Below are 26,297 nucleotides of genomic sequence, written 5' to 3' on the forward strand. Positions count from 1 at the left end.
CCCTTGCCCTTGTCGTTACGACAAGAAAGGGCCGTGGCGCCCTCTCTGTAGTCTGCCTCAGCCCTCGATCTGGGTCGTCAGCTCCAGCCACTGCTCTTCCAGCGCTTGCAGCTCGGCGTTCACCGTCTTCAGCCGCTTGCCGGTCTCTGCGATGACGGATGGATGCGGGTTGGTGGAAAGTTTGGCTTCCAGTTCAGCGCCTTCAGTGTTCAGGGTGGCTAGGCGTTCCTCCACCTGAGCGAGTTCTTTCTTCCACTTTCGCAGGGCTTCAGGCGTAGGGCCCACCTTGGCAGCCACGACGGGGGCCTTCGAAGGCTTCACGGCCTCGGTCTTGGCTTCTTCCTTTGCCAGTTCGCGCTGGCGCTTGGCTTCGTCGAGCAGGTAGCGCTGGTAGTCGTCCAGATCGCCGTCAAACGGTTCCACACCGCCGCGCGACACCATCCAGAACTCGTCACAGACCGAGCGCAGCAGCGCACGGTCGTGGCTAACCAGCATCACCGTGCCTTCGAATTCGTTCAGGGCCATGGCCAATGCTTCGCGGGTCGCCAAGTCCAGGTGGTTGGTCGGCTCATCGAGCAATAGGAGGTTGGGGCGTTGCCACACAATCATGCACAGTACCAAGCGGGCTTTTTCGCCGCCACTCATGCTGCCCACGGCTTGCTTGACCATGTCTCCGCTGAAATTGAAGGTGCCCAGGAAGCTGCGCAAGTCTTGCTCGCGCGTTTGCTGGCCGGTGATCTTGCCGGCGGCTGTCATTTCGCGCACCAAGCGGATCATGTGTTCTAGCGGGGATTCATCGGGCCGCAGCACGTCGAGCTCCTGCTGGGCGAAATAACCGATGTTCAATCCTTTGCCTTCGGTCACCTCACCGCCTAGCGGCGCTAGATCGCGCGCCACGGTTTTCACCAGCGTCGATTTACCCTGGCCGTTGGCACCCAAAATGCCAATACGTTGCCCGGCCAGTACCGACTTGCTGACGTTGTGCACGATGGTGGTGGGTGGCGTGCCCTTGGGGGCCTCCTCGGGCGGCGGGTAACCAAAGCTCACGCCCTGCATGGACAGCATGGGGTTGGGCAGGTTGGCGGGCTCCTTGAATTCGAAGGTGAACTCGGCCTCGGCCATCAACGGCGCAATTTTCTCCATGCGGTCCAGCGCCTTCACACGGCTCTGTGCCTGTTTGGCTTTGCTGGCCTTGGCCTTGAAGCGTGCAATGAACTTCTGCAGGTGGGCTATCTTTTCTTGTTGCTTCGCAAAAGCGTTTTGCTGTAGCTCCATCTGTTCTGCGCGCATGTCCTCAAACTTGCTGTAGTTGCCGCCGTAGCGCACCAGCTTGCCCATGTCGATGTGCAGGGTCACATTGGTCACCGCGTCCAGAAACTCCCGGTCGTGGCTGATGACGACCATGGTGCCTTCGTACTTCTTGAGCCAGGCTTCGAGCCAGACCAGCGCGTCCAAGTCCAAGTGGTTGGTGGGTTCGTCCAGCAGCAGCAGATCGCTGGGGCACATCAAGGCGCGGGCCAGCTGCAGGCGCATGCGCCAGCCGCCCGAGAAGCTGTTGACGGGTTTGTCCAGCTCGGTGGTCTTGAAACCCAAGCCCAAAATCAACGCCTGTGCGCGTGCCGGGGCGTCGTACTCGCCCGCATCGTGCAGGGCCGTGTAGGCATGGGCCATGCGGTCGTAGTCATCGGTCGCTTCGGCAGCGGCTACTTCCGCACGAGCGGCGCCTAGCACGGTATCGCCCTCGACCACAAAGGCGGTGGCGCCCATCTCGGTCTCTGGCATGTCCTGGGCCACCTGGCCCATGCGCCATTGCGCGGGGATGTAGTACTCGCCGGCGTCTTCATGCAGGTTACCGTTGAGCAGCGCAAACAGCGAGGACTTGCCGGCGCCGTTGCGGCCCACCAGACCGACCTTTTCGCCAGGGTTGAGGGTGACGGAAGCACCTTCGAGAAGCACCTTGGCGCTGCGGCGCAGGGTGACGTTTTTCAGGGTAATCATTCTTTTGACTCAGTTATCTGTCTGTTCAGGCACATCTCACCTGCAGGTTGGCGAGGGCTGGCGGACGGGGTATCCGTTCTCCGGTGCATCTCGCGGGCGAACACGCTTAGTTCGCTTCTGTTTTTTCGTTAATGCCTTGGTTGGTCAGGTCGCTCTGTGGCAACCGCGAACAGCGCCTACGCTCGAACACCCCATCCACCATCTTCAGCGCGGCACTTTTTGCGCCCTAAGGAAAATTCTTCGTAGCAGCAGGGTAGGGGCAGGTGGCGCAGTGAGGTCAAGGAGGAGGCCGAAGGCCGGGTGACAGGAACGGAGCTCCCTGCCTCTGGCCTGTTGCGTGCTCAGCACCTAAGCCCAGCGCCAAGGCGCTAAAGCAGCAAAGCCTCCTTGGTCACCAGCAATACTTGGTCTTCCCCGGCGCTGGTTTCCAGCCACACCACTTCCAACTCAGGAAACGCAGCCTCAAAAAAAGGCCGCTCATTGCCAATCTCCAGCACCAACACGGCGTCGTCCGCCATATGAGCAGGCGCCTGCTTCAGCAGCACGCGCACAAAGTCCATACCGTCGCCACTGCCACCAGCCTGGTTGCCATCCAAGGCGATAAACGGCTCGGCCAGATACTCGGCGGGCAAGGCGGCCATGCTCTGGGCATTCACATAAGGCGGGTTGCACAGGATCAGGTCGAACGGTCCCTGGACAGCAGTCAGTCCGTCAGACGCCACCAATTGCACACGGTCTACCAACTGGTGTTTGTCCACATTGATGCGTGCCACGGCCAGTGCATCGGCGGAAATGTCGGCACCGGTGACTTCCACTTCGGGATACACCATCGCCGCCAGAATCCCCAGGCTGCCATTGCCGGTGCACAGATCCAGCACCCGGTGCGTGCTTTCTTTCAGCCAATAGTCAATGCTGCCATCCATCAGCAGCTCGGCAATCAAAGATCGTGGCACGATGACGCGCTCGTCCACATAAAAAGGCACACCCTGAAGCCAGGCTTCGTTCGTCAGATACGCTGCCGGTTTGCGTGTGCTGATGCGCGCTCCTAAAAGAGTAGCTGCTCGCGCATATTCCTCGGGGGCTACAGGCCGATTTGATTCCAAATCACCGGGGTCCAGTGGCGTATCCAGCGGCAAGCCCACGGCGTGCAGCACCAGCCATGCCGCTTCGTCGCGCGCGTTGGTCGTGCCATGGCCAAAGGAGACGTGGGCGTCTGTGAGCTGCTGGGCGGCTTGCGCCACCAGTTCGGCCAAGGTCATGCCTGCGCCTGACGGTTCAGATTCACCAGCACCTGGCGGTAGATATTCTTCAGCGGCTCGATATCCGCAACCGCCACAAATTCGTTGATCTTGTGAATGGTCGCGTTGGGCGGGCCCAGCTCGATGACTTGGGGGCACACCTGGGCGATAAAGCGCCCGTCGCTCGTACCGCCCGTGGTGGACAGCTGGGTGTCGATGCCAGTCTCCGAGCGGATGGCGTCGCGCACTGCGTCCACCAGCGTGCCCGGCGTGGTCAGGAAGGGCAGGCCGCCCACGGTCCAGGCCAGGTCGTATTCCAGCTCATGCTTTTCCAATACGCTGGCCAGCCGCTTTTGCAAGGACTCGGGCGTGGACTCGGTGGAGAAACGGAAGTTGAAGTCGATCACCACATGGCCGGGGATGACGTTGCTCGCCCCCGTGCCACCATGGATGTTGCTGACCTGCCAGGTCGTGGGCGGAAAGAAGTCGTTGCCCTGGTCCCACTCGATGCCCACCAGTTCGGCCAGCGCAGGCGCTGCCAGGTGGATGGGGTTTTTGGCCAGATGCGGGTAGGCAATGTGGCCCTGCACGCCTTTGATCGTGAGCTTGCCGCTCATGGTGCCGCGCCGGCCATTCTTGATCATGTCGCCGGTGCGCTCGACGGACGTGGGCTCGCCCACGATGCAATAGTCCAGCACCTCGCCACGGGCCTTGAGCGTATTGCAGACGACGACGGTGCCATCGTTGGCCGGGCCTTCTTCGTCGCTGGTCAGCAGCAGCGCGATGTTAAGTTGCGGGTCGGGGGTGGCCGCCAAAAACTCTTCGATGGCCACCACAAAAGCCGCCAGTGACGTCTTCATGTCGCTGGCGCCGCGGGCGAACAGCTTGCCGTCACGGTGCGTGGGCACAAAAGGGGCGCTGTCCCACTGCGCGAGAGGGCCAGTGGGCACCACGTCGGTATGGCCGGCAAACACCAGAGTTTTGGGCGCTATTGTTTTTGTAGCTGATTGCGCAGTATTGACGGGTTCTGCAATGCGTTTTGCCCATAAATTCGTGACGCGAAAGTCGGTGGGACCACTCTCCATCGTCTCGCACACAAAGCCCAAAGGGGCCAGGCGCTGGGCAATCAGGGCTTGGCAACCGCCGTCGCTGGGCGTGACCGACGCCATGGAAAGCAGCTGCTCGGTGAGCTGCAGTGTATTTGTCATCAGTGCTTCACATCCAGGGTAATTTCGGTGAATGAGGCCTCTTCGTCCTCCTCCATCGCAGCGGCCGGCTTGGCGGCTTTGGTGAAGTCGTTTTGCAGACGCCACAGCAGGTTGGTGGGCGAGTCGGCGTGGGCAAGGCCTTCTTTGCGATCGACCGATCCTTCCAAAATCAGGCGGGCAATGTCGTACTCAAAGGTCTGCGAGCCTTCGGCCATGGATTTTTCCATGGCTTCGCGCACCCCTGAGAAGTCGCCTTTCTCAATCAATTCGGCAATCAGCTTGGTATTGAGCAAGACCTCGGCAGCGGGTATGCGTGTGCCCGTAGTGGTGCGTAGCAGGCGCTGAGACACAATGGCGCGCAAGGCCGCAGCGAGGTCCCCCAGCATGGTGGGGCGCACCTCCACCGGATAAAAACTCAAGATGCGGTTCAGCGCCTGATAACTGTTGTTGGCGTGCATGGTGGCCAGACACAGGTGGCCCGATTGTGCGTAGGCCACGGCAGCGGACATCGTTTCGCGGTCGCGGATTTCTCCGATCAGAATCACGTCAGGGGCCTGGCGCAGCGCATTTTTCAGCGCCACCTGCAAAGAGGCGGTGTCCGTGCCGATCTCGCGCTGGTTGACCACGGACTTCTTGTTCTTGAACAAAAATTCCACCGGGTCTTCGATGGTCAGGATGTGTCCCGACACATTCTCATTGCGGTAGTCCATCATCGACGCCAGCGTGGTGCTCTTGCCCGCACCGGTGGCGCCCACCATCAGCAGCAGTCCACGTTTTTCCATGATCAAGTCGCCCAGCACCGGCGGAAGCTGCAGGCTCGCCAAGGAAGGGACGTCCACAGCGATGTAGCGGATCACTGCGGCAATAGAGCCGCGCTGGCGCATGGCGCTGACGCGGAAACGGCCGACGCCCGCCATGGGAAAGCCCACATTGAGCTCACCCTCGGCTTCCAGCTGGGCGATCTGCTCCGCAGGCAGCACCTCGGCCAGCAGGTTGCGCGGGGCATCGGCCGGCAGGGTCTGGCTATTGATCGGTACGCACTGGCCATTGATCTTGATCAGCGCAGGCGCATGGGCTGACAAGTACACATCCGACGCTTTCTTTTCGCTCATCAGGCGAAGAATGCGTTCCATCGTTCCGGATGGTTGGGGCGTGGTGGTGGCCATGGCGTACCTCTCTTGGAACAAGTCTACGGTTTAGTCGCGCAGCAAGTCGTTCAGGCTGGTGGTCGACCGGGTCTTGGCGTCCACCTTCTTGACGATGATGGCGGCGTACATGCTGTACTTGCCGTCGCCCTTGGGCAGGCTGCCGCTGACCACCACAGAACCCGCGGGGATGCGGCCATAGCTCACGGTGTCGGTCGCACGGTCGTAAATGGGAGTGCTTTGGCCGATGTAAACGCCCATGGAGATTACCGAGTTCTCTTCCACGATCACGCCTTCCACCACTTCGGAGCGCGCGCCCACAAAGCAGTTGTCTTCAATGATGGTGGGGCCGGCTTGCATGGGTTCCAGCACGCCACCAATGCCCACGCCGCCGGACAGGTGCACGTGCTTGCCGATCTGTGCGCAGGAGCCCACGGTGGCCCAGGTGTCGACCATGGTGCCCTCGTCCACATAGGAGCCGATGTTGCAGTAGGACGGCATCAGGATCACGCCCTTGCCCTGGAAGCTGCCACGGCGTGCCACGGCCGGGGGCACCACGCGCACACCGGTGGCTTTGAGGGCTTCGGCGCTCATGCCGGCAAACTTCGTGGGCACCTTGTCGTAAAAGCCCAGGTCGCCGGACTGGATCACTTCGTTGTCTTTCAAGCGGAAGGACAGCAGCACGGCCTTCTTGATCCACTGGTGGGTGGTCCACTGGCCCACGCCTTCGCGGGTGGCCACGCGCAGGCGGCCTGCGTCCAGTTCGTTGAGCACATGTTCCACAGCATCGCGCACTTCGGCGGAAGCAGAGGCGACGGAGATGTTGGCGCGGTCTTCCCACGCGGCTTCGATAACGGTTTGCAGTTGTTGGCTCATAGGGCTCTTCAGAGGGGAAAAGGGGTTGAAAGACTCAGGAAACGCGGGATTTCACAAACTGGACGATGCGCTGCGCGGCTTCCACACACTCGGCAGCTTCGGCCACCAGCGCCATGCGGATGCGCTGCGCGCCCGGGTTGCTGCCATGGGCCTCGCGGGCCAGGTAGCTTCCGGGCAAGACGGTCACATTGTATTGAGCGAGCAGGTCGCGCGCGAAGTCAGTGTCGCTGCCTTGGACCTTGGCCCACAGGTAGAAGCCCGCGTCCGGAAGGGCGACATCCATCACCTCAGCCAGCATTGGCGTGACCTGCGCAAATTTTTCGCGGTACTGGGCGCGGTTGTCCACCACGTGGACCTCGTCGTCCCAGGCGGCGGCGCTGGCGGTTTGCACCACCATGCTCATGGCGCTGCCGTGGTAGGTGCGGTAGAGCAGAAATTGCTTGATGAGCTTGGCATCACCTGCGCAGAAGCCGCTGCGCATGCCCGGCACGTTGCTGCGCTTGGATAGGCTGGTGAAGGACACCAGGTTCTTGAAGTCGCTGCGGCCCAATTTGGCTGCTGCTTCCAGCCCGCCAAGCGGGGGTTCGTCGCGGAAGTAGATCTCGCTGTAGCACTCGTCCGACGCAATCACAAAGCCGTACTGGTCGCTCAGCGCAAACAGCTTTTTCCATTCCGACAGCGGCATCACCGCGCCAGCCGGATTGCCAGGCGAGCACACATACAGCAGTTGGGTATGGGCCCATACCTCGGCCGGCACACTGTCCCAGTCCTGCGCAAAGTTGCGCTCGGGCACCGAGGGCACGAAGTAGGGCTGGGCACCGCAGAGCAGGGCCGCGCCCTCGTAAATTTGGTAGAAGGGATTGGGGCACACGACTTGCACGGGGCCAGTCGTGCCAGTCTTCTCGGGGTTCACGACCGTCTGGGCAAAGGCAAACAGCGCTTCGCGCGAGCCGTTGATGGGCAACACCTGGCTGGCCGCATCGAGCTGCAGGCCATAACGGCGCTGCAGCCAGCGCACCACGGAATTGCGCAACTTGGTGTCACCGGTGGTGGCCGGGTAGACCGACAAGCCGCCGTCTGCGCTGCGGATCGCGTCGCAGTAGGCGTCCTTGATGAGGTCGGGCGTGGGGTGGCGGGGTTCTCCAATGCCCAGGCTGATGGGGCGGTAGGCGGGGTTGGGGGTGACGGTGGAGAACAGCTGGCGCAGGCGTTCAAAGGGGTAGGCCTGCAGGCGCGACAAATTCGGGTTCATGGGGCGGCATTATCCCCCGAGTCCCCAGTGCGTCCGGCCATGAGCCGCCCCGTAGCGCGCAGGCATGGCGGCGGTTTTCATGCTGTAACGTTTACCCGTGGCGCCATAGCGGCCACCACGCGTGCGACACAGTATCATCGGGGGCCTTTCCTCAGTCACCGCTGACTGATTAATTCAATGAAATCAACTGCTTAGAGCAGATACCACCCGCCCGTGCGTCTCAATTCCATCAAGTTATCCGGCTTCAAGTCCTTCGCGGAGCCCACCAACTTCCTGCTGCCAGGGCAACTGGTGGGCGTGGTGGGGCCCAATGGCTGCGGCAAGTCCAACATCATGGATGCGGTGCGTTGGGTGCTGGGCGAGAGCAAAGCGTCGGAATTGCGTGGCGAGTCCATGCAGGACGTGATCTTCAACGGCACCACCACGCGCAAGCCGGCCAGCCGTTCTAGCGTGGAGCTGGTGTTCGACAATGCCGACCACCGTGCTGGCGGACAGTGGGGCCAGTTTGGTGAAATTGCCGTCAAGCGCGTGCTGACGCGTGACGGAACCAGCAGCTATTTCATCAACAACCAGCCCGTGCGCCGCCGCGACGTGCAGGATGTGTTTCTGGGTACTGGCCTGGGCCCGCGCGCCTACGCCATCATCGGCCAGGGCACCATCAGCCGCATCATTGAGTCCAAGCCCGAAGAGCTGCGCTTGTTCCTCGAGGAAGCGGCGGGTGTCTCCAAGTACAAAGAGCGCCGCAGAGAGACCGAGAACCGCCTTTCCGACACGCGCGAGAACCTGACGCGGGTGGAAGACATCCTGCGCGAGCTGGGCACCAACTTGGAGCGTCTGGAAAAGCAGGCCGAAGTGGCCCAGAAGTACAACGCCTTGCAGGCTGACGTCACCCAAAAGCAGCACCAGCAGTGGTTTCTGAAGCGCGCGGAAGCGCTGGCCGACCAAGCCAAGGTGCAGTCCGAAGGGCTGGCTGCCGTCAATGCGCTCGAATCGCGCATGGCCGATTTGCGCCACATCGAAGCCGATCTGGAAACCGTGCGCCAGGCCCATTATGCGGCGGGCGATCAGGTGAATCAGGCCCAGGGCTTGCTGTACGAAGCCAGCACCGATGTGGGCCGGCTGGAAGCCGAAATCCGTTTTGTGGTCGAAGGTCGCCAGCGCGTGGAGCAACGCCTGGCCACACTGAAGGCGCAGGTCGCTGAATGGGCGGTGCGCCGTGACGATGCGCAGGCCGAAATTGAACGCCTGGCCGAACTGGCCGCCTTGGGCGAAGAACAGACCGAGTTGCTGGCCGCCCAAGTGGAAGAGCAGGCCCTGCAGCTGCCCGAGCTGGAAGACGCCGTGGCCCGCGCCCAGACCACCGCCAACGAGCAGCGCAGCGCCGTCACCCAGGTGCAGCAGCAGATCCAGGTGCTGGCCGCCGAGCAGCGCAACATTGAAGAACAAAGCCGCCAGCTCAGCACGCGCCGTGACCGTCTCATGGCCGACCGCAACGCGCTGTCTGCCCCGGATGAGGCGCGCTTGGTAAACCTGCAAGAACAGCTGGAAGCCGCCCAGGAAGCCAACCAGATCGCCGATGCCCGCTTGCAAGAGCTGCAGGAATCAGTGCCGCAGCTCGATGAAGCCCGCCGCGCCCAGCAGCACACGGTCAACGACGAATCTGCCAAGCAGGCCGATTTTTCCGCCCGGCTGGAAGCACTGAAGGCCCTGCAAGAGAAAGTAAAGACCGACGGCAAGCTGCAACCCTGGCTGGCCAAACACGGGTTGGGCCACCTGCAGGGTTTGTGGACCCGCATCCATATTGAGCAGGGTTGGGAAAACGCGCTGGAAGGCGCGTTACGCGAACGCTTGGGCGCGCTGGAAGTGTCCCGCCTGGAAATGTTGCGTGCCTTTGCGGTGGATGCGCCACCGGCCAAGCTGGCCTTCTACAGCCCGCCCCAAGCCGCCGTGCCCGAACGCACTGGCAGCCTGCCGCGTCTGTCGGACCTGCTGCGTGTCAACGATGCCGGCCAGAAAGCCGTGTTGACCGACTGGTTGCAGGGCTGCTACACCGCTGGCAGCTTTGAAGATGCCCTGGCCCAGCGCGACAAGCTGCAGGGCGGTGAAAGCATTTACCTCAAATCCGGCCACGTGGTGACGGCCCACAGCGTGAGCTTCTACGCGCAGGACAGCGAGCAGGCGGGCTTGCTGGCGCGCGCGCAAGAGATTGAAAATCTGGAAAAACAGCTGCGTGCTCAGCAGCTGATTGCTGACGAATCTCGCGTGGCGCTGGCCCGTGCTGAGAGCGCTTATGCCGAAAGTGCCCAGCGTCTGGTTGGTGTGCGCCGGGAAGCCGCCGAAACGCAAAGCCGCGCCCACGAATTGCAGGTGGAGACTTTGCGCCTCACACAAATCCTGGAGCAGACGCGTGCGCGCAGCGCGCAGATCGAGTCGGACATGGCCGAGGTGGAAGCCCAGCTCGACGACCTGCAAGAGCGCCGCGTAGAGGCCGAAGCGCGCTTTGAATCGCTGGACATGCAGTTGGCCGACAGCCAAGAGCGCCACGCCCAGTTGGAGGAACGTGTGATTGAAGGCCAGCGCAAGCTGGTGCAGTGCCGTGAACAGCAGCGCACACTGGAACGCCAGGCGCAAGAAGCCGTTTTTGCACAAAAGAGCCTGCAGGCCCGCAATGCAGAACTCTCCCGTGCCATTGAAACCGCAGCACAGCAAACGCAGAGCATCGCCTCTGAGGAGCAGCGTGCGCAAGACGAACTGACCCGCTTGACCGATGCCGCAGCCCAGGCGGGCCTGCAAAACGCGCTGGCGCTCAAGCTGGAGCGCGAACAGGCCTTGGGAGCCAAGCGCAGCGAATACGACGACCTGACTGCCAAGCTTCGCGCCAGCGACGAGCGCCGCATGCAGCTGGAGCGTGAGCTCGAACCACTGCGTTCGCGCATCACTGAATTCCAGCTCAAGGAGCAGGCTGCGCGCTTGGGCTTCGAGCAGTTTGAGGCCCAGCTTGTCGATGCGCAGGCCGACCTGGAAGCCATCGAGCAAAGCATCAAGGACGGCAATGTGCGCCTGTTCGGCATGCAGGGCGATATTGACCGGCTGCATCGCGAGATTGCTGCGCTGGGCGCCGTGAACTTGGCTGCGCTGGAAGAGCTCGCCGCCGCGCGCGAGCGCAAGCAGTTCCTGGACATGCAAAACGTGGACCTGACCCAGGCCATGAACACACTGGAAGACGCAATCCGCAAAATCGACGCCGAGACGCGCGAGTTGCTGTCCGGCACCTTCGACCAGGTCAACGCCCACTTTGGCCGCATGTTCCCCGAGCTATTTGGTGGCGGCAATGCGCGTCTGGTGATCACCGGTGACGAAATTCTGGACTCCGGCGTGCAGGTGATTGCCCAGCCGCCCGGCAAAAAGAACCAAACCATCCACCTGCTATCCGGCGGCGAAAAGGCGCTGACCGCGATTGCGCTGGTGTTTGCCATTTTCCAACTCAACCCTGCGCCGTTCTGCTTGCTGGACGAGGTGGATGCGCCGCTGGACGACGCCAACACTGAGCGCTACGCCAAGCTGGTCTCCAGCATGAGCAAAGGCACCCAGTTCCTGTTCATCAGCCACAACAAGATCGCCATGGAAATGGCTGAGCAACTGATTGGCGTGACCATGCAGGAGCAGGGCGTTTCCCGTATCGTGGCCGTGGACATGGAGTCCGCGGTCCATCTGGCGGAGCTGGCCTGACACACAGGCCACGCATTCCCAGCACAACCGACAAGAACCCACCATGAGTACTCTGCAAATCGGACTGGCTATCGCAGGCGGCGTTGTGCTGGCTGCGGTGGTCGCCCACAGCACCTGGACCTCGCGCCGCAACGCCCCACGCCAGGCCCAACCCGAACCTTCCCTCGACGGCGCTGCCCTGTCCGACCAAGAACCCACCTTGTCGGAGATCGACTTGGACACGCCTGCGTTTTCGCTGCCGCAGCCGCCACGCCGTCCGGTCATGGATTCGCTCATCGACGTGATCGCCACGGTGGCGCTGGACCCCAGCGTTTCCGCGGTGTCCGGCGAGGCCGCGCTGGCGGCCATGCCGGCCACGCGCCGGGCGGGCACCAAACCCTTCTCCATCGAAGGCTACAACCTGAACTCCCTGGTGTGGGAAGCTCCCTTGCCCGGCCAGCGTTACGGCGGCTTCCAGGCTGGGGTGCAACTGGCCAACCGCTCGGGCGCGCTCAACGAGATTGAGTATTCCGAGTTCGTGGTCAAGACCCAGGCCTTTGCCGACGCCATCAACGCCACCCCCGAATTCCCCGAGATGCTGGATGAGGTGGCGCGTGCCCGTGAGTTGGACCAGTTTGCCAGCGCGCACGATGCACAGCTGGGCTTCACCATCCGCGCTCGCAATGCATCGTGGAGCCCGGGCTACATCCACCAAAACGCCGCGCGCCTGGGCTTTGTGCCCGGTGTGATTCCCGGGCGCATGGTGCTGCCCGCGTCGCAAGAAGGCTTGCCTCCGGTGCTGGTGCTGGGCTTTGACTCGCAGGCCGCGCTGGCTGACGACCCCGCCCAATCGGCCATCCGCGACATCAGCCTGCATCTGGATGTGGCGCAGGTGGACCGGGCTGAACATGCGTTTGAACGCATGCGCGAGTCCGCTGCAGCGCTGGCGCAGGCGATGGAAGGCGTGGTCACTGACGACAACGGCCAGCCTCTGGCAGCGCAGACCATGGACGTGATCGGTACCGAGTTGCATACCCTGTACGACACGCTGGAGCAGCGTGACTTGGCCGCAGGTTCGCCGCTGGCACGCCGCCTCTTCAGCTAAATCCTCCCGCATCCCATGGCTACGCTGGACTTGTTTTCTTCCGAGCCGGCCACGCCGGCCCCTCCATCGGACCACGACCGCCTGCTGGCGCTGCGCGCCCAGCTGCACCACCATGCGCACCAGTACTACGTGCTGGACACTCCGCAAATTCCTGATGCGGAATACGACCGCTTGTTCCGTGAACTGCAGGCGCTGGAGGCGGCGCACCCCGAATGGCTGACACCCGATTCGCCTACCCAGCGTGTGGGCGGCAAGCCGCTGGATGCGTTTGCCACCGTGCGCCATGTGGTACCCATGCTTAGCATCCGTACCGAGACCGACACCGAGTCCACCGGCGCCGAAGCCTTTGACGCCCGCGTGCGCAAGGAGCTGGAGTTGACGGACGCCGATGCGTCCGTGGAGTACGTGACCGAACTCAAGTTCGACGGCCTGGCCATGAGCCTGCGTTATGAGCAGGGCGTGCTGGTGCAGGCGGCCACGCGTGGCGATGGCGAGTACGGTGAAGACGTGACGCAGAACATCCGCACGATTGGCCAGATTCCCCTCAAGCTCCAAGGCGAGGGCGTGCCCCCTGTGCTGGAAGTACGCGGTGAGGTCTACATGCGGCGCGACGACTTCGAGGCCATGAACGAGAAGCAGCGCGATAAAGGTGAAAAAACCTTTGTGAACCCGCGCAACGCGGCGGCAGGTGCTGTGCGCCAGCTGGACCCAGGCATAGCAGCGCAGCGACCTCTAAGCTTTTTTGCCTATGGCCTGGGCGAGGTGACGCCAGCGGAGCAGGGCGGCCCGGCGTTTTCTACCCATTTCGCCATGCTGCAAACCCTCAAATCATGGGGTTTTCCGGTGGCAGGCCAGGTGGATACTGCGCAAGGCGCTCCTGAATTAATAGCGTATCACCGGCGCATTGGAGCCGCGCGCGACCAACTGCCTTTCGACATTGATGGCGTGGTCTACAAGGTCAACAGCCTGGCTCTGCAGCGTCAGCTGGGTTTTGTGACGCGCGAGCCCCGCTGGGCCGTGGCGCACAAATACCCGGCGCAGGAGCAGATCACCACGGTGTTGGGTATCGACGTGCAGGTAGGCCGCACTGGCAAGCTCACGCCGGTGGCGCGTCTGGAGCCGGTGTTTGTGGGCGGCACTACGGTCAGCAACGCCACGCTGCATAACCTGTTTGAGCTGCGGCGCAAGAAGGCGCGTGTGGGCGATCGTGTGATCGTGCGCCGCGCGGGCGATGTGATTCCTGAAGTCGTGGGGGTGGTGGCAGCCGTGCGGCAGGCGTATGTGCCCAACTTCCGCATGCCCCGCATCTGTCCCATCTGCGGCAGCGAGGTGGTGCGCGAAAAGACCGAGATGAACCACCGCTGCAGCGGCGGCCTGTTTTGCCCGGCGCAGCGCAAGCAGGCCATCTTGCACTACGCGCAGCGCCGCGCGGTGGAGGTGGAAGGACTGGGTGAAAAACTGGTGGACCAGCTGGTGGAGAGCAACACCATCCGCACGCTGCCCGACCTTTACAAGTTGGGCCTGAGCACGTTGGCCGCGCTGGAGCGCATGGCCGAGAAGTCGGCCCAGAATATCGTCGACGCGCTGGAGAAGTCCAAACAGACCACGCTGCCGCGTTTTCTGTTTGGCCTGGGCATCCGTCATATCGGAGAGGCTACGGCCAAGGACTTGGCGCGCCACTTCGGCACGCTGGACGCCATCATGGACGCGAGCGAAGAGCAACTGCTGGCGGTGAACGACGTAGGCCCCATCGTCGCCAAGAGCCTGCACACCTTCTTTGCCCAGCCGCACAACCGCGAGGTGGTGGAGCAGTTGCGCGCTTGCGGCGTAATCTGGGAAGAAGGCGAAGCAGCAGCCCAAGCGCCCAAGCCCCTCGCTGGCAAGACTTTTGTGCTGACTGGCACTTTTCCCACGCTGAGCCGCGACCAAGCCAAAGACCTGCTGGAAGCCGCTGGCGCCAAGGTGGCCGGCTCAGTCAGCAAGAAAACCAGCTATGTGGTGGCTGGCGCTGAGGCTGGCAGCAAGCTCGACAAAGCGCAGGAGCTGGGTGTGCCGGTGCTGGATGAGGCCGCCATGCTGGCCTTGTTGCAAGCCCAGCCCGCGTGAGCTGGCCTGACCCTGCGGCTTAGACCCCAGACGGCATGCGCTCAGGTCTTCGCCACAGCCACACCAGCACCGTGGCCATGCAGGCAATGGCGCAACCAGCTACCCAGAGTTTGGACATGGTGAATAGCAAAAACACACCGCTGGCCGACATCACGCTGGTGGCGCCCCATTTAGCCTTGCGGCTCACCACGCCACCCTGGCGCCAGTCGCGCAGCATCTGGCCAAACAGGCGGTGCTGCTCCAGCCATGCCAGCAGGCGCGGGGAACTGCGGGTGGCGGCCCAGGCAGCCAGCAAAATGAAGGGCGTGGTGGGGAGCACCGGCAGGAACATGCCCAGAAAGCCCAGCGCCAGACTCACCACCGCCAGCACGCGCAGCAGCCATTGCAGCCAGTGGGGCAAGGGGACCGGAGGCGTGGTCGCGGACGGGGAACTGGGAGATGCAGACATGCCCCGGATTGTGCCGGGTGAACAGAAAGGCAACGCATGACGGTTCGTGAAATTTTGAAGATGGGGGACGCGCGTCTGCTCCGCACCGCGCAGCCGGTGGCCGACTTTGACAGTGATGCGCTGCACCTGCTGATCACTGACTTGTTGGACACCATGCGCGCGGCCAACGGTGCCGGGCTGGCGGCGCCGCAGATCGGTGTGGACCTGCAAGTCGTGATCTTTGGCTCCAAGGACTGCAACCCACGCTACCCGGACCGTCCCATCGTGCCACCCACCGTGCTGTGCAACCCAGTCATAACCCCCTTGGGCGAGGCAGAGGAAACCGATTGGGAAGGTTGTCTGTCCGTTCCCGGTCTGCGCGGCCAGGTGCCACGCTGGTCGCGCATCCGTTACACCGGTTTCGACCAGTACGGTGACGCCATCGACCGCACGGTGGAGGGCTTCCATGCGCGCGTGGTGCAGCACGAGTGCGATCACCTTTGGGGCAAGCTCTACCCCATGCGCATGCGCGACTTCACCAAGTTTGGCTACACCGAGGTGCTGCTCCCTGGTATTGCTGCTGCAGAGGACGATTGAGCCCTTGTTTGCTATGTATTTAGGAGCTGCTTGCGCTTACTTAGCAAGGCTTAGGGCACTAAAACACTGTGAAATTGCGGGTTTTTTCCGGGCTGGCGCACAAGCACATTCAGCGCTAAGCTGAGGCTCCATGAAGAACAGTGTGTTCGCCCCATGCGCCCGCCCACTCGCCACCTGATGGCCGGTCTGGGGATCGGCTCCCGGATCGTGTTGGTCTTTGTTCTTGTATTTGTCTGTATGGGCGGCTTGGGCCTGCTGCTGATGCGCAACAGCCTGCTGCCCACCTTCGACAACATGGAGCATGGGTTTGCCCAAGAAAGTGCCGAGCGCGTGGTCAGCCTGTTTGACCAGCAGCTGGGCAGCGTCGGCAACTTGAACCGGGACTGGGCATACTGGGACGAGCTGTACCAGCACATGCAGCGCCGCGATCCGGCGTTCGCACGCAGCAACCTGGGCAACGAATCGATGCAGAGCTCCAGCTTGCACGCCATCCTGTTGGTAGATTTGCAAGGCCGCGTGGCGGGTTTTGGTGCGCGTGATTTCAGTGGCGGCGCACAAGCGCAGGCGCAAGACCTGCTGGCGCCTTTGCAGCATCGCTGGGCCCGTTTTCCGGTGCAGGCGGGCGGTACCGAATGCGGGCTGGCGCGGGTGGCCTACGCCCTGAGTGCGGTGTGCTGGACGGGCATTGTGCAGAGCAATGGCAAGGGACCGACCGTGGGTACCGTCGTGATGGCACGGGAACTGGATGCCCGTGCCTTGAAGAGCATGGCCCAGTTTGCCGGGGTTACCTTCACGCTTGAGCAACTGGGTGCCAACCACCCAGCCACACCGGAGCAGGGCGTGCTGATGTGGCAACTGCCTGCCTTTCAATACTTGCCCAAGAGCGAGTTGTATGCAGAGTTTTCCAAAGACAGCATGGCCATGCAGTATTTGTTGCTGGATTTGAATGAGCACCCGCTATCGTGGGTGCGCATCCGCCTGCATCGTGACTTGATGGAGCAGGGGCAGCGTGTCATGGTGAATGTGCTGTTGCAGCTCGCGGTGGTGGCACTGGCCACAGGGCTTGTGTTGTTGATGACTGTGCATTGGTGGCTGGTGCGGCCGATTGGTCGCCTGCGCGGGGCGGTTGCCGACATCAGCGCCACACGGCGCTGGGAGCAGACGCTGGCCTACGACCGGCCTGATGAGATTGGGGCACTGACCCAAGGCATCAATAGCTTGCTGGCGGTGTTGCATGAGCAAGTGGGGGCCTTGGAGGCGCTGTCCAGCACCGATGCACTGACCGGCATTGCCAATCGCCGCCAATTTGACGAACGCTTGGCCCACGAACTGGTACGGCTGGGGCGGCACAGTGAGCCGCTCTCCTTGCTGATGCTGGATGTGGACCACTTCAAGCTCTACAACGACCACTATGGCCACCCCGCTGGGGATGACGTGTTGCGCCAGCTGGGCGCACTGTTACGGGCCAGCTGTCGCCAGCAGGATTTGCCCGCCCGCCTGGGGGGCGAAGAATTTGGCCTGCTGCTGCCGGACACCGACGCAGCGGGTGCTGCCGCCATGGCGGACAAGTTGATGAAAGCGCTGGCCGCACTGGCGATTGGCCATGAACACTCGCTCACCGCGCCCCAGGTGACGGTGAGCATCGGTATCGTGACTTGGCCCTGGGTACAGGACGGAGGCGCAGCAGAATTTATTGCCCAAGCCGACAAGGCCTTGTATGCCGCCAAACACGGTGGACGCCAACGCGCCTGTGTCTATGGCGCAGCCGGCGTGCCTAGGCTTTGAGGGCGTCCAGCAGCTCGGTTTCGATATCGATTTGTGCGCGGTTGTGTTGTAGCTGGGAGCCGTGGATCAAGAAGGTGTCTTCCACCCGCTCGCCCAGCGTGGCCACCTTGGCCAGCTGCACCACGATGTTGTGGCGCGCCAGCACGCGAGCGATGCTGTAGAGCAGGCCCAGGCGGTCGCTGGCCGAAATGTTGAGCAGCCAGCGCTGCGCTTTTTCGTCAGGCTTGAGCGATACGCGTGGTGCGATGGGGAAGCTCTTGACGCGGCGTGACACACGGCCTCGGCTGGGCGCGGGCAAGGGCCCGGCCTCGGCAATGGCCTGCGCGAGGCCGGTTTCCAGCAGGCTGGTCATCTCGCGGTAGTGCTCGTCCATGTCGGCCATAGTTACGATCTGGAAGGTGTCCAGCGCGTACCCCTTGTGCGTGGTGTGGATGCGAGCGTCCAGAATGCTGAAGCCGCCCTGGTCAAAGTAGCCGCAGATGCGGGCAAAGAGGTCGGGCTGGTCCTGGGTGTACACCAGCACCTGCAAGCCTTCGCCCACTGGAGAACGGCGGGCCCGCACGATGGGCTGGTCGGTCCCCACATGGCGCGACAGCTGCTTGGTGTGCCAGGCAATGTCGGCCGCATCGTGCCGCATGAAGTAGCTCACGTCCAGCGTGTCCCACAGCGGCTTGTGCGCTTCAAACGGCATGGCGTAGAGCGCCACCATCACCAGCGCCTCGCGCTTGCGCAATTCCACCTCGGCGTCCGCGTCGGGCGCGCGGCCGCCCAGGGCACGGGCGGTGTACTTGTAGAGGTCTTCGAGTAGTTTGCCTTTCCAGGCGTTCCAGACTTTGGGGCTGGTGCCGCGGATGTCCGCCACGGTGAGCAGGTAGAGCGCAGTCAGGTAACGCTCGTTGCCGACCCGATGGGCAAAGTCGGCAATCACCTCGGGGTCGGACAGGTCGGACTTCTGGGCGATGCGACTCATGGTCAGGTGCTCGCCAACCAAAAATTCGATCAGTTTGGCATCTTCCGAGGGAATGCTATGTTGCTTGCAGAAACGGCGCACTTCCACCTTGCCCAGATCGGAGTGGTCGCCACCGCGGCCCTTGGCAATGTCGTGGAACAGGGCGGCCACATACAAGATCCATGGCTTGTCCCAGCCCGAGGCGAGTTGTGAGCAAAACGGGTACTCGTGCGCATGCTCGCCCATGAAGAAGCGCCGCGCATTGCGCAGCACCATCAGGATGTGCTGGTCGACGGTGTAGACATGGAACAGGTCGTGCTGCATCTGGCCCACAATTTTGCGGAACACCCAGAGGTAGCGGCCCAGCACCGAAGTCTGGTTCATCAGGCGCATGGCATGCGTGATGCCCTCGGGCGCCTGCATGATTTGCAGGAAGGTGGCGCGGTTGACCGGATCGCTGCGGAACTTGCCATCCATCAGGTCGCGAGCGTTGTAGAGCGCGCGCAGCGTGCGGGCCGACAGACCCTTGACGCCGACCGTGGTCTGGTAGACCAGAAAGGTCTCCAGAATGGCGTGCGGGTTGCGGCGGTACAGGTCGTCACTGGCCACGTCGATCATGCCCGCCTTGTCGTTGAACCGGTCGTTGATGCGACGTGGCGCATGGGTGGAGGGGTTGAGCCGCTCCTCGATGTTCAACAACAAAATCTGGTTCAGCTGGGTCACCGCCTTGGCGGCCCAGTAGTAGCGTTTCATCAGGGCTTCACTGGCGCGCACCAATGTTTTGGTCTGGCCCTCTGTGGCGCTGGTGTTTTTGTAGCCAAAAGACTCAGCCACCGCCGTTTGCATGTCAAAAATCAGACGGTCTTCACGGCGGTTGGCAATCAGGTGCAGGCGAGCGCGGATCAACAGCAGCAGGGTTTCGTTGCGCTGGATCTGTTTGACCTCAAAGTCAGTGGCCAGGCCGCTGGCGGCCAGTGCCGCCCAGTCGTTGCCATAGCCCGCCGCCTTGGCCACCCACAAAATGACCTGCAAGTCGCGCAGTCCACCGGGCGATTCCTTGCAATTGGGCTCCAGCGAATAGGGCGTATCTTCAAACTTGGTATGGCGCTGGCGCAGCTCCAGCGTCTTGGCCACAAAAAAGGCTTTGGGGTCCATGGCTGCGAAGAATGCCTGCTGGAACTGGGCTACAAGCGCTTGGTTGCCGATGATCAGGCGGCATTCCAGCAGCGCGGTTTGCACCGTCACGTCCTTGTCGGCCTCGGCCAGGCAGTCAGCCAGGGTGCGTACGCTGGAGCCAATTTCCAGGCCTACGTCCCAGCAGCTGCCGATGAAAGCTTCAATTTTCTTCTGCAGTTCGGGGTCGAATTCAGGCGATTGGCCGTCGGGCAACAGCACCAGCACGTCCACATCGGAGTGCGGGAACAGCTCGCCACGGCCAAAGCCGCCTACCGCCAGCAGGGCAAAAGGCTCCCCAAGACCTGCCTGCAGCCACAGGCGCATCAGCACGCTGTCGGTGAGCTGGGCCATACGCTGCAGCACCTTGCGCACGGCACGGCCGGTGGATTGGGGCGCTGCAATGGTTTGCAGCAACTGCGCTTTGTGCGCGCGGTACTCGGCGCGCAGGGCATGCAGCTCAGTCATGGAGACGGGGAGCTCAGGCCGTCACAAAAGCGGGGGTGGCAGGGCTGCCACTGGACAGCGTCAGCACCTCGTAGCCGGTGGGCGTCACCAGCACGGTGTGTTCCCATTGGGCGGAGAGCGAGCGGTCCTTGGTCACGATGCTCCAGCCGTCTTTCTCGGGGCCGTCTTTGATGTCTTTGCCACCCGCATTGATCATGGGTTCAATGGTGAAGGTCATGCCTTCGACCAGCTTTTCGAGTGTGCCGGGGCGGCCGTAGTGCAGCACCTGCGGTTCTTCGTGGAAGATGCGGCCGATGCCGTGGCCACAGAACTCGCGCACCACGCTGAAACCCTGTCCCTCGGCAAATTTCTGGATCGCGTAGCCAATGTCACCGAGGTGGATGCCGGGCTTGACCATCTTGATACCGTGCCACATGGCGTCGTAGGTGATGGCGCACAGGCGCTTGGCGGCAATAGAGACTTCGCCCACCATGAACATGCGGCTGGTGTCGCCATGCCAGCCATCCTTGATGACGGTGACGTCGATATTGACGATATCGCCTTTCTTGAGCTGCTTGTCGTTGGGGATGCCGTGGCAGACCTGGTGGTTGACCGAGGTGCAGATGGATTTGGGGTAGGGCACATTGCCACCGCCGGTGTAATTGAGCGGGGCGGGAATGGCGCCTTGCACCTGGGTGATGTAATCGTGCGCCAGCTTGTCCAGTTCGTTGGTGGTCACGCCGGGTTTGACGAAGGGGGTCAGGTAGTCGAGGACTTCGGAGGCCAGCCGGCCGGCGATACGCATGCCTGCAATACCGTCAGCGTCTTTGTAGGTGATAGTCATGGGGCAGGATTATCCCAGACGCGACCCGGGCTCGCATGCGCAGGGCTTGTCCTGTGGTACTTTGCCGCGAGCATTCCATTTTTTCAGGGAGAACATCGTGAAACGTATATTTGTGGCGTCATTGCTGACGGTCTGTTCTTGGATGGCCCATGCGGCTCCGCCAACACCCGAGTCCATTGAGCTCTTGCTGGACCTGGTGCAGGCCGAAAAAATCATGGATGGCATCAAACCGCAGGTCCAGGGGGCCATGAAAGCCAATATGGACCAGGCGCTGAAGGGCCGCAGGCCCAGCGCGGAAGAGCAAAAAGTGCTCGACGCCTACCTGCTCACTGCGACGCAAATCGTGAACGAAACCTTGACGATGGACCGCATCAAACCTTTGCACTTGCAGCTCTATGGCCAGCACCTAACCCAGGAAGAAGTTGACGGAATGATCACCTTCTACCAAAGCCCGGTGGGCAAATCCATGGTGACCAAGATGCCGCACATCATGCAAGGGGTGATGGCGGCCCTGCCATCCCTGCTGGCCCCCATGCAGGACAAGTTGCGCTTGGCGGGGGAGCACATGGTGCGTGAACTGGTTGCACTGCAGAGAAAAGCGCCCCAAGCCAATCTTTGAGCCTGGCTGCTAGGCCCCGGTCTGCGGAGCCTCCCGGGCTCAGGTCGACAAGGGGGCCGGCATGGTCATGGGGGTTTTGCGGCGCGGCACGTGCTGCTCATCGAGCAGGCGTTCGATGCGCTCGAAGACCTCCAATCGGGAGAAGGGCTTTTTCATGAAGTCGTCCGCCCCTATGGCGCTGCCAAAAAACTGCTCGGTGGCCTGCTCGTTGCCGCTGATCATGATGACGGGGATGGCGCGGGTCAGGGCGTTGCGGCGCAGCACCCGCAGGGCCGAGAAGCCATTCATCTGCGGCAGCACGATGTCCAGAAAAATCAGGTCCGGTGGATCGGCCATCACCATGGCCAGGCCGTTTTCGGCATCGCCGGCAATACGCACATTCAGGCCAATACTCTGCAAAATCTTGCGCAGCGCCGCGCACACAGTGGCAGAGTCGTCAATCACCACGATGCGTAAATCGGGCCGTGCATTGAGCCGCGGGCGCACCCGCCGCTCGGGCAGTTGTCCGGTGGGGTCAACGATGGGCAAAGCTGCCGCGGGCGGCGCCTGGAAAAGACTGCGAAATTTATTGAAAAGCGCCACGGGCAATTCTCCGGTTTGTGGTGCGGGCTGCCGCCCGCGGCAAATTGTGCCCCCAAGAAGGCGCTTCTGTCGCGCCGAAGCACGCCGCACAGCCAGTTAAAATCGCCGCTCACCCATCCAGCCCCTCGGGCAACGCTTCATCTTTCCTAGGCCACCATCGTGACCCTGCATCTGACCTCTTTCGAAGGCGGCAACGCCCTGAGCAACTTCCGCGTTCAACAGCTTTTGCCGCAATTGCAGGGCATTCACGACAAAATTTCGGGCATTTCGGCCCGTTTTGTCCATTTGGTGGCTACTGAAACCGCGCTGGACAAGCCTCTGGCCGACAAACTGGCCGCGCTGCTGACCTATGGCGACCCATATACCGGCCCCACCGACGGCCCAGCCATCGTGGTCAGCCCCCGTTTTGGCACGGTGAGCCCCTGGGCTTCCAAGGCCACCGATATCGCTCACAACTGCGGCTTTGCCGTCAAGCGCATTGAGCGCCTGGTGGAATACCGCCTGACGCTCAAGAGTGGCCTGCTGTCCAAGTCCGCGTTGAGCGCCGACGAACTGCAAAAAATTGCTGGCCTACTGCACGACCGCATGACCGAAAGCGCCATGCTGGACCGCGCCCAGGCCCGGGAGCTGTTCAACGCGCTGCAGCCCGCGCCCATGGACCATGTGGACGTGTTGGGTGGCGGCAAGGATGCGCTGGTCAAGGCCAACACCCAGTTTGGCCTGGCCCTGGCGGCCGACGAAATTGACTACCTGGTCAACGCCTTCACCACCCTGGGCCGCAACCCCACGGACGTGGAGCTGATGATGTTCGCCCAAGCCAACAGCGAGCACTGCCGCCACAAGATTTTCAACGCCCAGTTCACGATTGACGGTGTGGCGCAGGACAAGAGCATGTTCGGCATGATCCGCAACACGCACCAGCTGCATCCCCAGTACATGCTGGTGGCGTACTCGGACAACGCCTCCGTCATGGAGGGCGTGCAGGTCGAGCGCTTTGTTGCCAAATCGGCATCTGGCCTGCGTGAAATAAGCGCAGCCAGCTATGAAAAGCGTAGCGAGACGAATCACATCCTGATGAAGGTGGAGACCCACAACCACCCGACTGCCATCTCTCCCTTCCCCGGTGCCTCCACCGGCGCTGGCGGCGAGATCCGCGACGAAGGTGCCACCGGCCGCGGCTCCAAGCCCAAGGCGGGCCTGACCGGCTTCACCGTGTCCAAACTCTGGGGCGGTGAATTTGGCAAGCCCGAGCACATTGCCAGCCCGCTGCAAATCATGGTGGAAGGCCCGCTGGGCGGCGCAGCCTTCAACAACGAATTCGGACGGCCCAACCTGCTGGGTTACTTTCGCGAATACGAGCAGGCCGTGGCCAGCGATGTAGACACCGTGCTGCGCGGTTACCACAAGCCCATCATGATTGCCGGCGGCTTGGGCGTTATCGACGCGGGCCAGACGCACAAGATCGAATTCCCTGCAGGTAGCTTGCTTATCCAGTTGGGTGGACCCGGCATGCGCATCGGCATGGGGGGCAGCGCGGCGAGCTCCATGGCCACGGGTGCCAACGCGGCCGAGCTGGACTTTGACTCGGTGCAGCGCGGTAATCCCGAGATCGAGCGCCGGGCGCAAGAGGTGATCAACCAGTGCTGGGTGCAAGGCGACAAGAATCCGATTTTGGCCATCCACGACGTAGGCGCAGGTGGTTTGTCCAACGCTTTCCCTGAGCTGACCAATGACGCCGGGCGCGGTGCGCGCTTTGACCTGCGTGCCGTGAAGCTGGAGGAGTCCGGCATGGCACCCAAGGAAATCTGGTGCAACGAGAGCCAGGAACGCTATGTGCTGGCCATCGCGCCCGAATCGCTGGAGCAGTTCCAGGCCCTGTGTGAGCGTGAGCGCTGCCCGTTTGCGGTGATTGGTGTCGCGACCGAAGAACGCCAGCTGCAGCTGGTAGACGAGGGCGCCGAGTCGCCTGTGGACATGCCCATGAACGTGCTTCTGGGCAAGCCACCCAAGATGCACCGCGACGTGAAGACCGTCGCCCGCCAATTCAAGCCGCTGGATCTGGATGGCGTGGAGCTGCAAAAGGCCGTGATCGACGTGCTGGCGCACCCCACGGTCGCCTCCAAGCGCTTCCTGATCACCATTGGCGATCGCACCGTGGGTGGCCTCACGCACCGCGACCAGATGGTGGGCCCATGGCAGGTGCCGGTGGCGGACTGTGCCGTCACGCTCGCCGACTTCAAGGGCTTTGCAGGCGAAGCCATGTCCATGGGCGAGCGGACGCCACTGGCTGCACTGGACGCGCCTGCCTCGGGCCGCATGGCCGTGGCCGAAGCCATCACCAACCTGCTGGCGGCGCCCATTGAGCTACCGCGCGTCAAGCTGTCTGCCAACTGGATGGCGGCCTGCGGTGAACCTGGTGAAGATGCCGCGCTCTACGCCACGGTGAAGGCCGTGGGCATGGAGCTGTGCCCGGCGCTGGGCATTTCCATCCCCGTGGGCAAGGATTCGCTGTCCATGCGTACGCAATGGAAGGAAGAAGGCCAAGACAAGAAGGTCACATCCCCCGTGTCCTTGATCGTGAGCGGATTTGCCACGCTGCAGGATGTGCGCGGCACGCTGACCCCACAACTCAATGCGACGGACGACACCACGCTGGTGTTGGTGGATTTGGGCAAAGGCCAGCACCGCATGGCCGCCAGCATCCTGGCGCAGACACTGAACCAGACCGGTGATGCCGTGCCTGACCTGGACGATGCGAAGGATCTGGTCAACCTCGTGAACGCCGTGAACGCATTGCGCGCCAAGGGCCAGGTTTTGGCCTACCATGACCGTGGCGATGGCGGCCTGCTGGCGACGGTAGCGGAAATGGCCTTTGCCGGACGTGTTGGCGTGGCGCTGAACGTGGACATGCTGGTGACCGAAGGCGACGGCATCAGCGACAGCCGCATGGACGTGGGTGACAGCAAGAATTGGGCAGGGCAGGTGGGTGCCCGCCGCGATGAGCTGACGCTCAAGGCCCTGTTCAACGAAGAGCTGGGCGTGGTGCTGCAAGTGCGCACGGCGGACCGTTCTGACGTGATGGCCACGCTGCGTGAGCATGGACTCTCGAAATTCAGCCATTTCATTGGCAAGACACGTCCAGCGTCTGATGCCATCGCCGCCGGCAAGGGCGAGCTGCAAGTCTGGCGCGATGCCAAGAACATCTTCAGCGCCAAGTTGGCCGATCTGCACCAGGTCTGGGACGCCGTGAGCTGGAAGATTGCCCAGCAGCGCGACAACCCCGCGTGCGCCGATGCGGAACACGCTGCTACCGGTGCCGATGGTGACACTGGCCTGCATGTTTATCTGCCAAATCGTGCTCTGGACCTCGTGAAATCTGCGCAAGCAGCTACTAAAGACGTAGCGCCGGCGATTCTCAAGAACCGCCCCAAGGTGGCCGTGCTGCGCGAGCAGGGCGTCAACTCGCATGTGGAAATGGCCTACGCCTTCACCGAAGCGGGCTTTGAGGCTTTTGACGTGCACATGACCGACCTGCAGAGCGGCCGCGCCAAGCTGGCCGACTTCAAAGGCGTGGTGGCCTGCGGTGGCTTTAGCTATGGAGACACCCTGGGGGCAGGTATTGGCTGGGCACGCAGCATCACCTTCAACGACGGCCTGTCCGATCAATTCAAGGCCTTCTTCTCTCGCCAGGACACCTTTGGCCTGGGCGTTTGCAACGGCTGCCAGATGTTTGCCGAGCTGGCCGACATCATTCCCGGCGCGCAGGATTGGCCGCGCTTCACCACCAACCAGAGCGAGCGCTTCGAGGCGCGCCTCTCGCTGGTGGAGGTACTGGAGTCGCCCAGCCTGTTCTTCAAGGACTTGGCCGGCATGCGCCTGCCGATTGCCGTGGCGCATGGTGAGGGCTATGCCAACTTCAAGTACCGTGGCAACGCGGACAAAGCCATTGCCGCCATGCGTTTTGTGGACAACAGCGGTGCGCCCACCGAAGCGTACCCATTCAACCCCAACGGCAGCCCCGGCGGCTTGACGGCGGTGACCACGGCCGACGGCCGCTTCACGGCCATGATGCCGCACCCGGAACGCGTGTTCCGCAACGTGCAGATGAGTTGGACCAGCTTGGACAAGAGCGAGTTCAGCCCCTGGATGCAGCTCTGGCACAACGCGCGCCGCTGGGTGGGCTAGGGCCTGTGAGGCGTGCTAATCGGCCGGTGGATCCTCCGCTAGGCAGAGTGGTA

General features: G+C 62.5%; 17 protein-coding genes. 7 read left to right on the forward strand and 10 right to left on the reverse strand.

Going from position 1 to position 26,297, the window contains the following annotated elements; translation table 11 throughout:
* Positions 1-57: 57 nt before the first annotated feature.
* The 6 genes from CHU94_RS13725 to dapC all read right to left on the reverse strand — a co-directional run bounded on the left by CHU94_RS13725 (position 58) and on the right by dapC (position 7,717).
* Positions 58-1,998: an ABC-F family ATP-binding cassette domain-containing protein gene (locus tag CHU94_RS13725; RefSeq protein WP_094480738.1), complete on the reverse strand. Its 1,941-nt coding sequence runs from the start codon at positions 1,996-1,998 to the stop codon at positions 58-60.
* Positions 1,999-2,366: 368 nt separating this feature from the next.
* Positions 2,367-3,257, reverse strand: a complete 891-nt coding sequence (gene prmB, locus CHU94_RS13730; protein ID WP_094480740.1) for a 50S ribosomal protein L3 N(5)-glutamine methyltransferase — start codon at positions 3,255-3,257, stop codon at positions 2,367-2,369.
* Positions 3,254-4,444: a succinyl-diaminopimelate desuccinylase gene (dapE, locus tag CHU94_RS13735; RefSeq protein ID WP_094480742.1), complete on the reverse strand. Its 1,191-nt coding sequence runs from the start codon at positions 4,442-4,444 to the stop codon at positions 3,254-3,256. The genes prmB and dapE overlap by 4 nt, the downstream gene beginning before the upstream one ends.
* A complete protein-coding gene (locus tag CHU94_RS13740; RefSeq protein ID WP_094480744.1) occupies positions 4,444-5,610 on the reverse strand; it encodes a PilT/PilU family type 4a pilus ATPase in 1,167 nt (388 codons plus the stop codon). The genes dapE and CHU94_RS13740 overlap by 1 nt, the downstream gene beginning before the upstream one ends.
* 30 nt (positions 5,611-5,640) lie before the next feature.
* A complete protein-coding gene (gene dapD / locus CHU94_RS13745; protein ID WP_094480746.1) occupies positions 5,641-6,465 on the reverse strand; it encodes a 2,3,4,5-tetrahydropyridine-2,6-dicarboxylate N-succinyltransferase in 825 nt (274 codons plus the stop codon).
* 34 nt (positions 6,466-6,499) lie between these two features.
* Positions 6,500-7,717 carry a succinyldiaminopimelate transaminase gene (gene dapC, locus CHU94_RS13750; RefSeq protein ID WP_094480748.1) on the reverse strand — a complete coding sequence of 406 codons (1,218 nt, stop codon included), beginning with the start codon at positions 7,715-7,717 and terminating at the stop codon, positions 6,500-6,502.
* A 213-nt stretch (positions 7,718-7,930) separates the two neighbouring features.
* On the opposite strand from dapC, the gene smc reads away from it, so the two are divergent.
* From smc to ligA, 3 genes are read left to right on the forward strand one after another with little or no spacing between them, the layout of a single operon-like run.
* Positions 7,931-11,446, forward strand: a complete 3,516-nt coding sequence (smc, locus tag CHU94_RS13755; protein WP_094480750.1) for a chromosome segregation protein SMC — start codon at positions 7,931-7,933, stop codon at positions 11,444-11,446.
* 43 nt (positions 11,447-11,489) lie between these two features.
* Positions 11,490-12,530 (forward strand): cell division protein ZipA C-terminal FtsZ-binding domain-containing protein, encoded by a 1,041-nt coding sequence (locus CHU94_RS13760; protein ID WP_094480752.1) that lies wholly within the window; start codon positions 11,490-11,492, stop codon positions 12,528-12,530.
* 15 nt (positions 12,531-12,545) lie between these two features.
* Positions 12,546-14,636, forward strand: a complete 2,091-nt coding sequence (gene ligA / locus CHU94_RS13765) for an NAD-dependent DNA ligase LigA (protein WP_094480754.1) — start codon at positions 12,546-12,548, stop codon at positions 14,634-14,636.
* Positions 14,637-14,655: 19 nt separating this feature from the next.
* Here ligA and CHU94_RS13770 read toward each other — a convergent pair whose 3' ends face one another.
* Positions 14,656-15,084 carry a YbaN family protein gene (locus CHU94_RS13770; protein ID WP_094480756.1) on the reverse strand — a complete coding sequence of 143 codons (429 nt, stop codon included), beginning with the start codon at positions 15,082-15,084 and terminating at the stop codon, positions 14,656-14,658.
* A gap of 36 nt (positions 15,085-15,120) precedes the next feature.
* On the opposite strand from CHU94_RS13770, the gene def reads away from it, so the two are divergent.
* Positions 15,121-15,660 carry a peptide deformylase gene (gene def / locus CHU94_RS13775; protein WP_094480758.1) on the forward strand — a complete coding sequence of 180 codons (540 nt, stop codon included), beginning with the start codon at positions 15,121-15,123 and terminating at the stop codon, positions 15,658-15,660.
* A gap of 153 nt (positions 15,661-15,813) precedes the next feature.
* Positions 15,814-17,445 (forward strand): diguanylate cyclase, encoded by a 1,632-nt coding sequence (locus CHU94_RS13780; RefSeq protein WP_094480760.1) that lies wholly within the window; start codon positions 15,814-15,816, stop codon positions 17,443-17,445.
* On the opposite strand, the gene CHU94_RS13785 is transcribed toward CHU94_RS13780, so the two are convergent.
* Both CHU94_RS13785 and map read right to left on the reverse strand, forming a co-directional pair.
* Positions 17,435-20,035 (reverse strand): [protein-PII] uridylyltransferase, encoded by a 2,601-nt coding sequence (locus tag CHU94_RS13785; protein WP_094480762.1) that lies wholly within the window; start codon positions 20,033-20,035, stop codon positions 17,435-17,437. The two genes, CHU94_RS13780 and CHU94_RS13785, sit on opposite strands and share 11 nt — an antisense overlap.
* A gap of 13 nt (positions 20,036-20,048) precedes the next feature.
* The gene (gene map / locus CHU94_RS13790; protein ID WP_094480764.1) at positions 20,049-20,858 is read right to left on the reverse strand and encodes a type I methionyl aminopeptidase; all 810 of its coding nucleotides are present in this window, start codon (positions 20,856-20,858) and stop codon (positions 20,049-20,051) included.
* Positions 20,859-20,955: 97 nt separating this feature from the next.
* Here map and CHU94_RS13795 point away from each other — a divergent pair, with 97 nt between their 5' ends.
* Positions 20,956-21,477 carry a DUF2059 domain-containing protein gene (locus CHU94_RS13795; RefSeq protein ID WP_176452028.1) on the forward strand — a complete coding sequence of 174 codons (522 nt, stop codon included), beginning with the start codon at positions 20,956-20,958 and terminating at the stop codon, positions 21,475-21,477.
* Positions 21,478-21,516: 39 nt separating this feature from the next.
* On the opposite strand, the gene CHU94_RS13800 is transcribed toward CHU94_RS13795, so the two are convergent.
* Positions 21,517-22,059 (reverse strand): PleD family two-component system response regulator, encoded by a 543-nt coding sequence (locus CHU94_RS13800; protein WP_094481106.1) that lies wholly within the window; start codon positions 22,057-22,059, stop codon positions 21,517-21,519.
* Between the two features lie 159 nt (positions 22,060-22,218).
* Here CHU94_RS13800 and purL point away from each other — a divergent pair, with 159 nt between their 5' ends.
* Positions 22,219-26,244 (forward strand): phosphoribosylformylglycinamidine synthase, encoded by a 4,026-nt coding sequence (purL, locus tag CHU94_RS13805; RefSeq protein ID WP_094480768.1) that lies wholly within the window; start codon positions 22,219-22,221, stop codon positions 26,242-26,244.
* The last annotated feature ends 53 nt before the right edge of the window (positions 26,245-26,297 follow it).

The organism is Rhodoferax sp. TH121 (assembly GCF_002251855.1).
GTDB lineage: Bacteria > Pseudomonadota > Gammaproteobacteria > Burkholderiales > Burkholderiaceae_C > Allorhodoferax.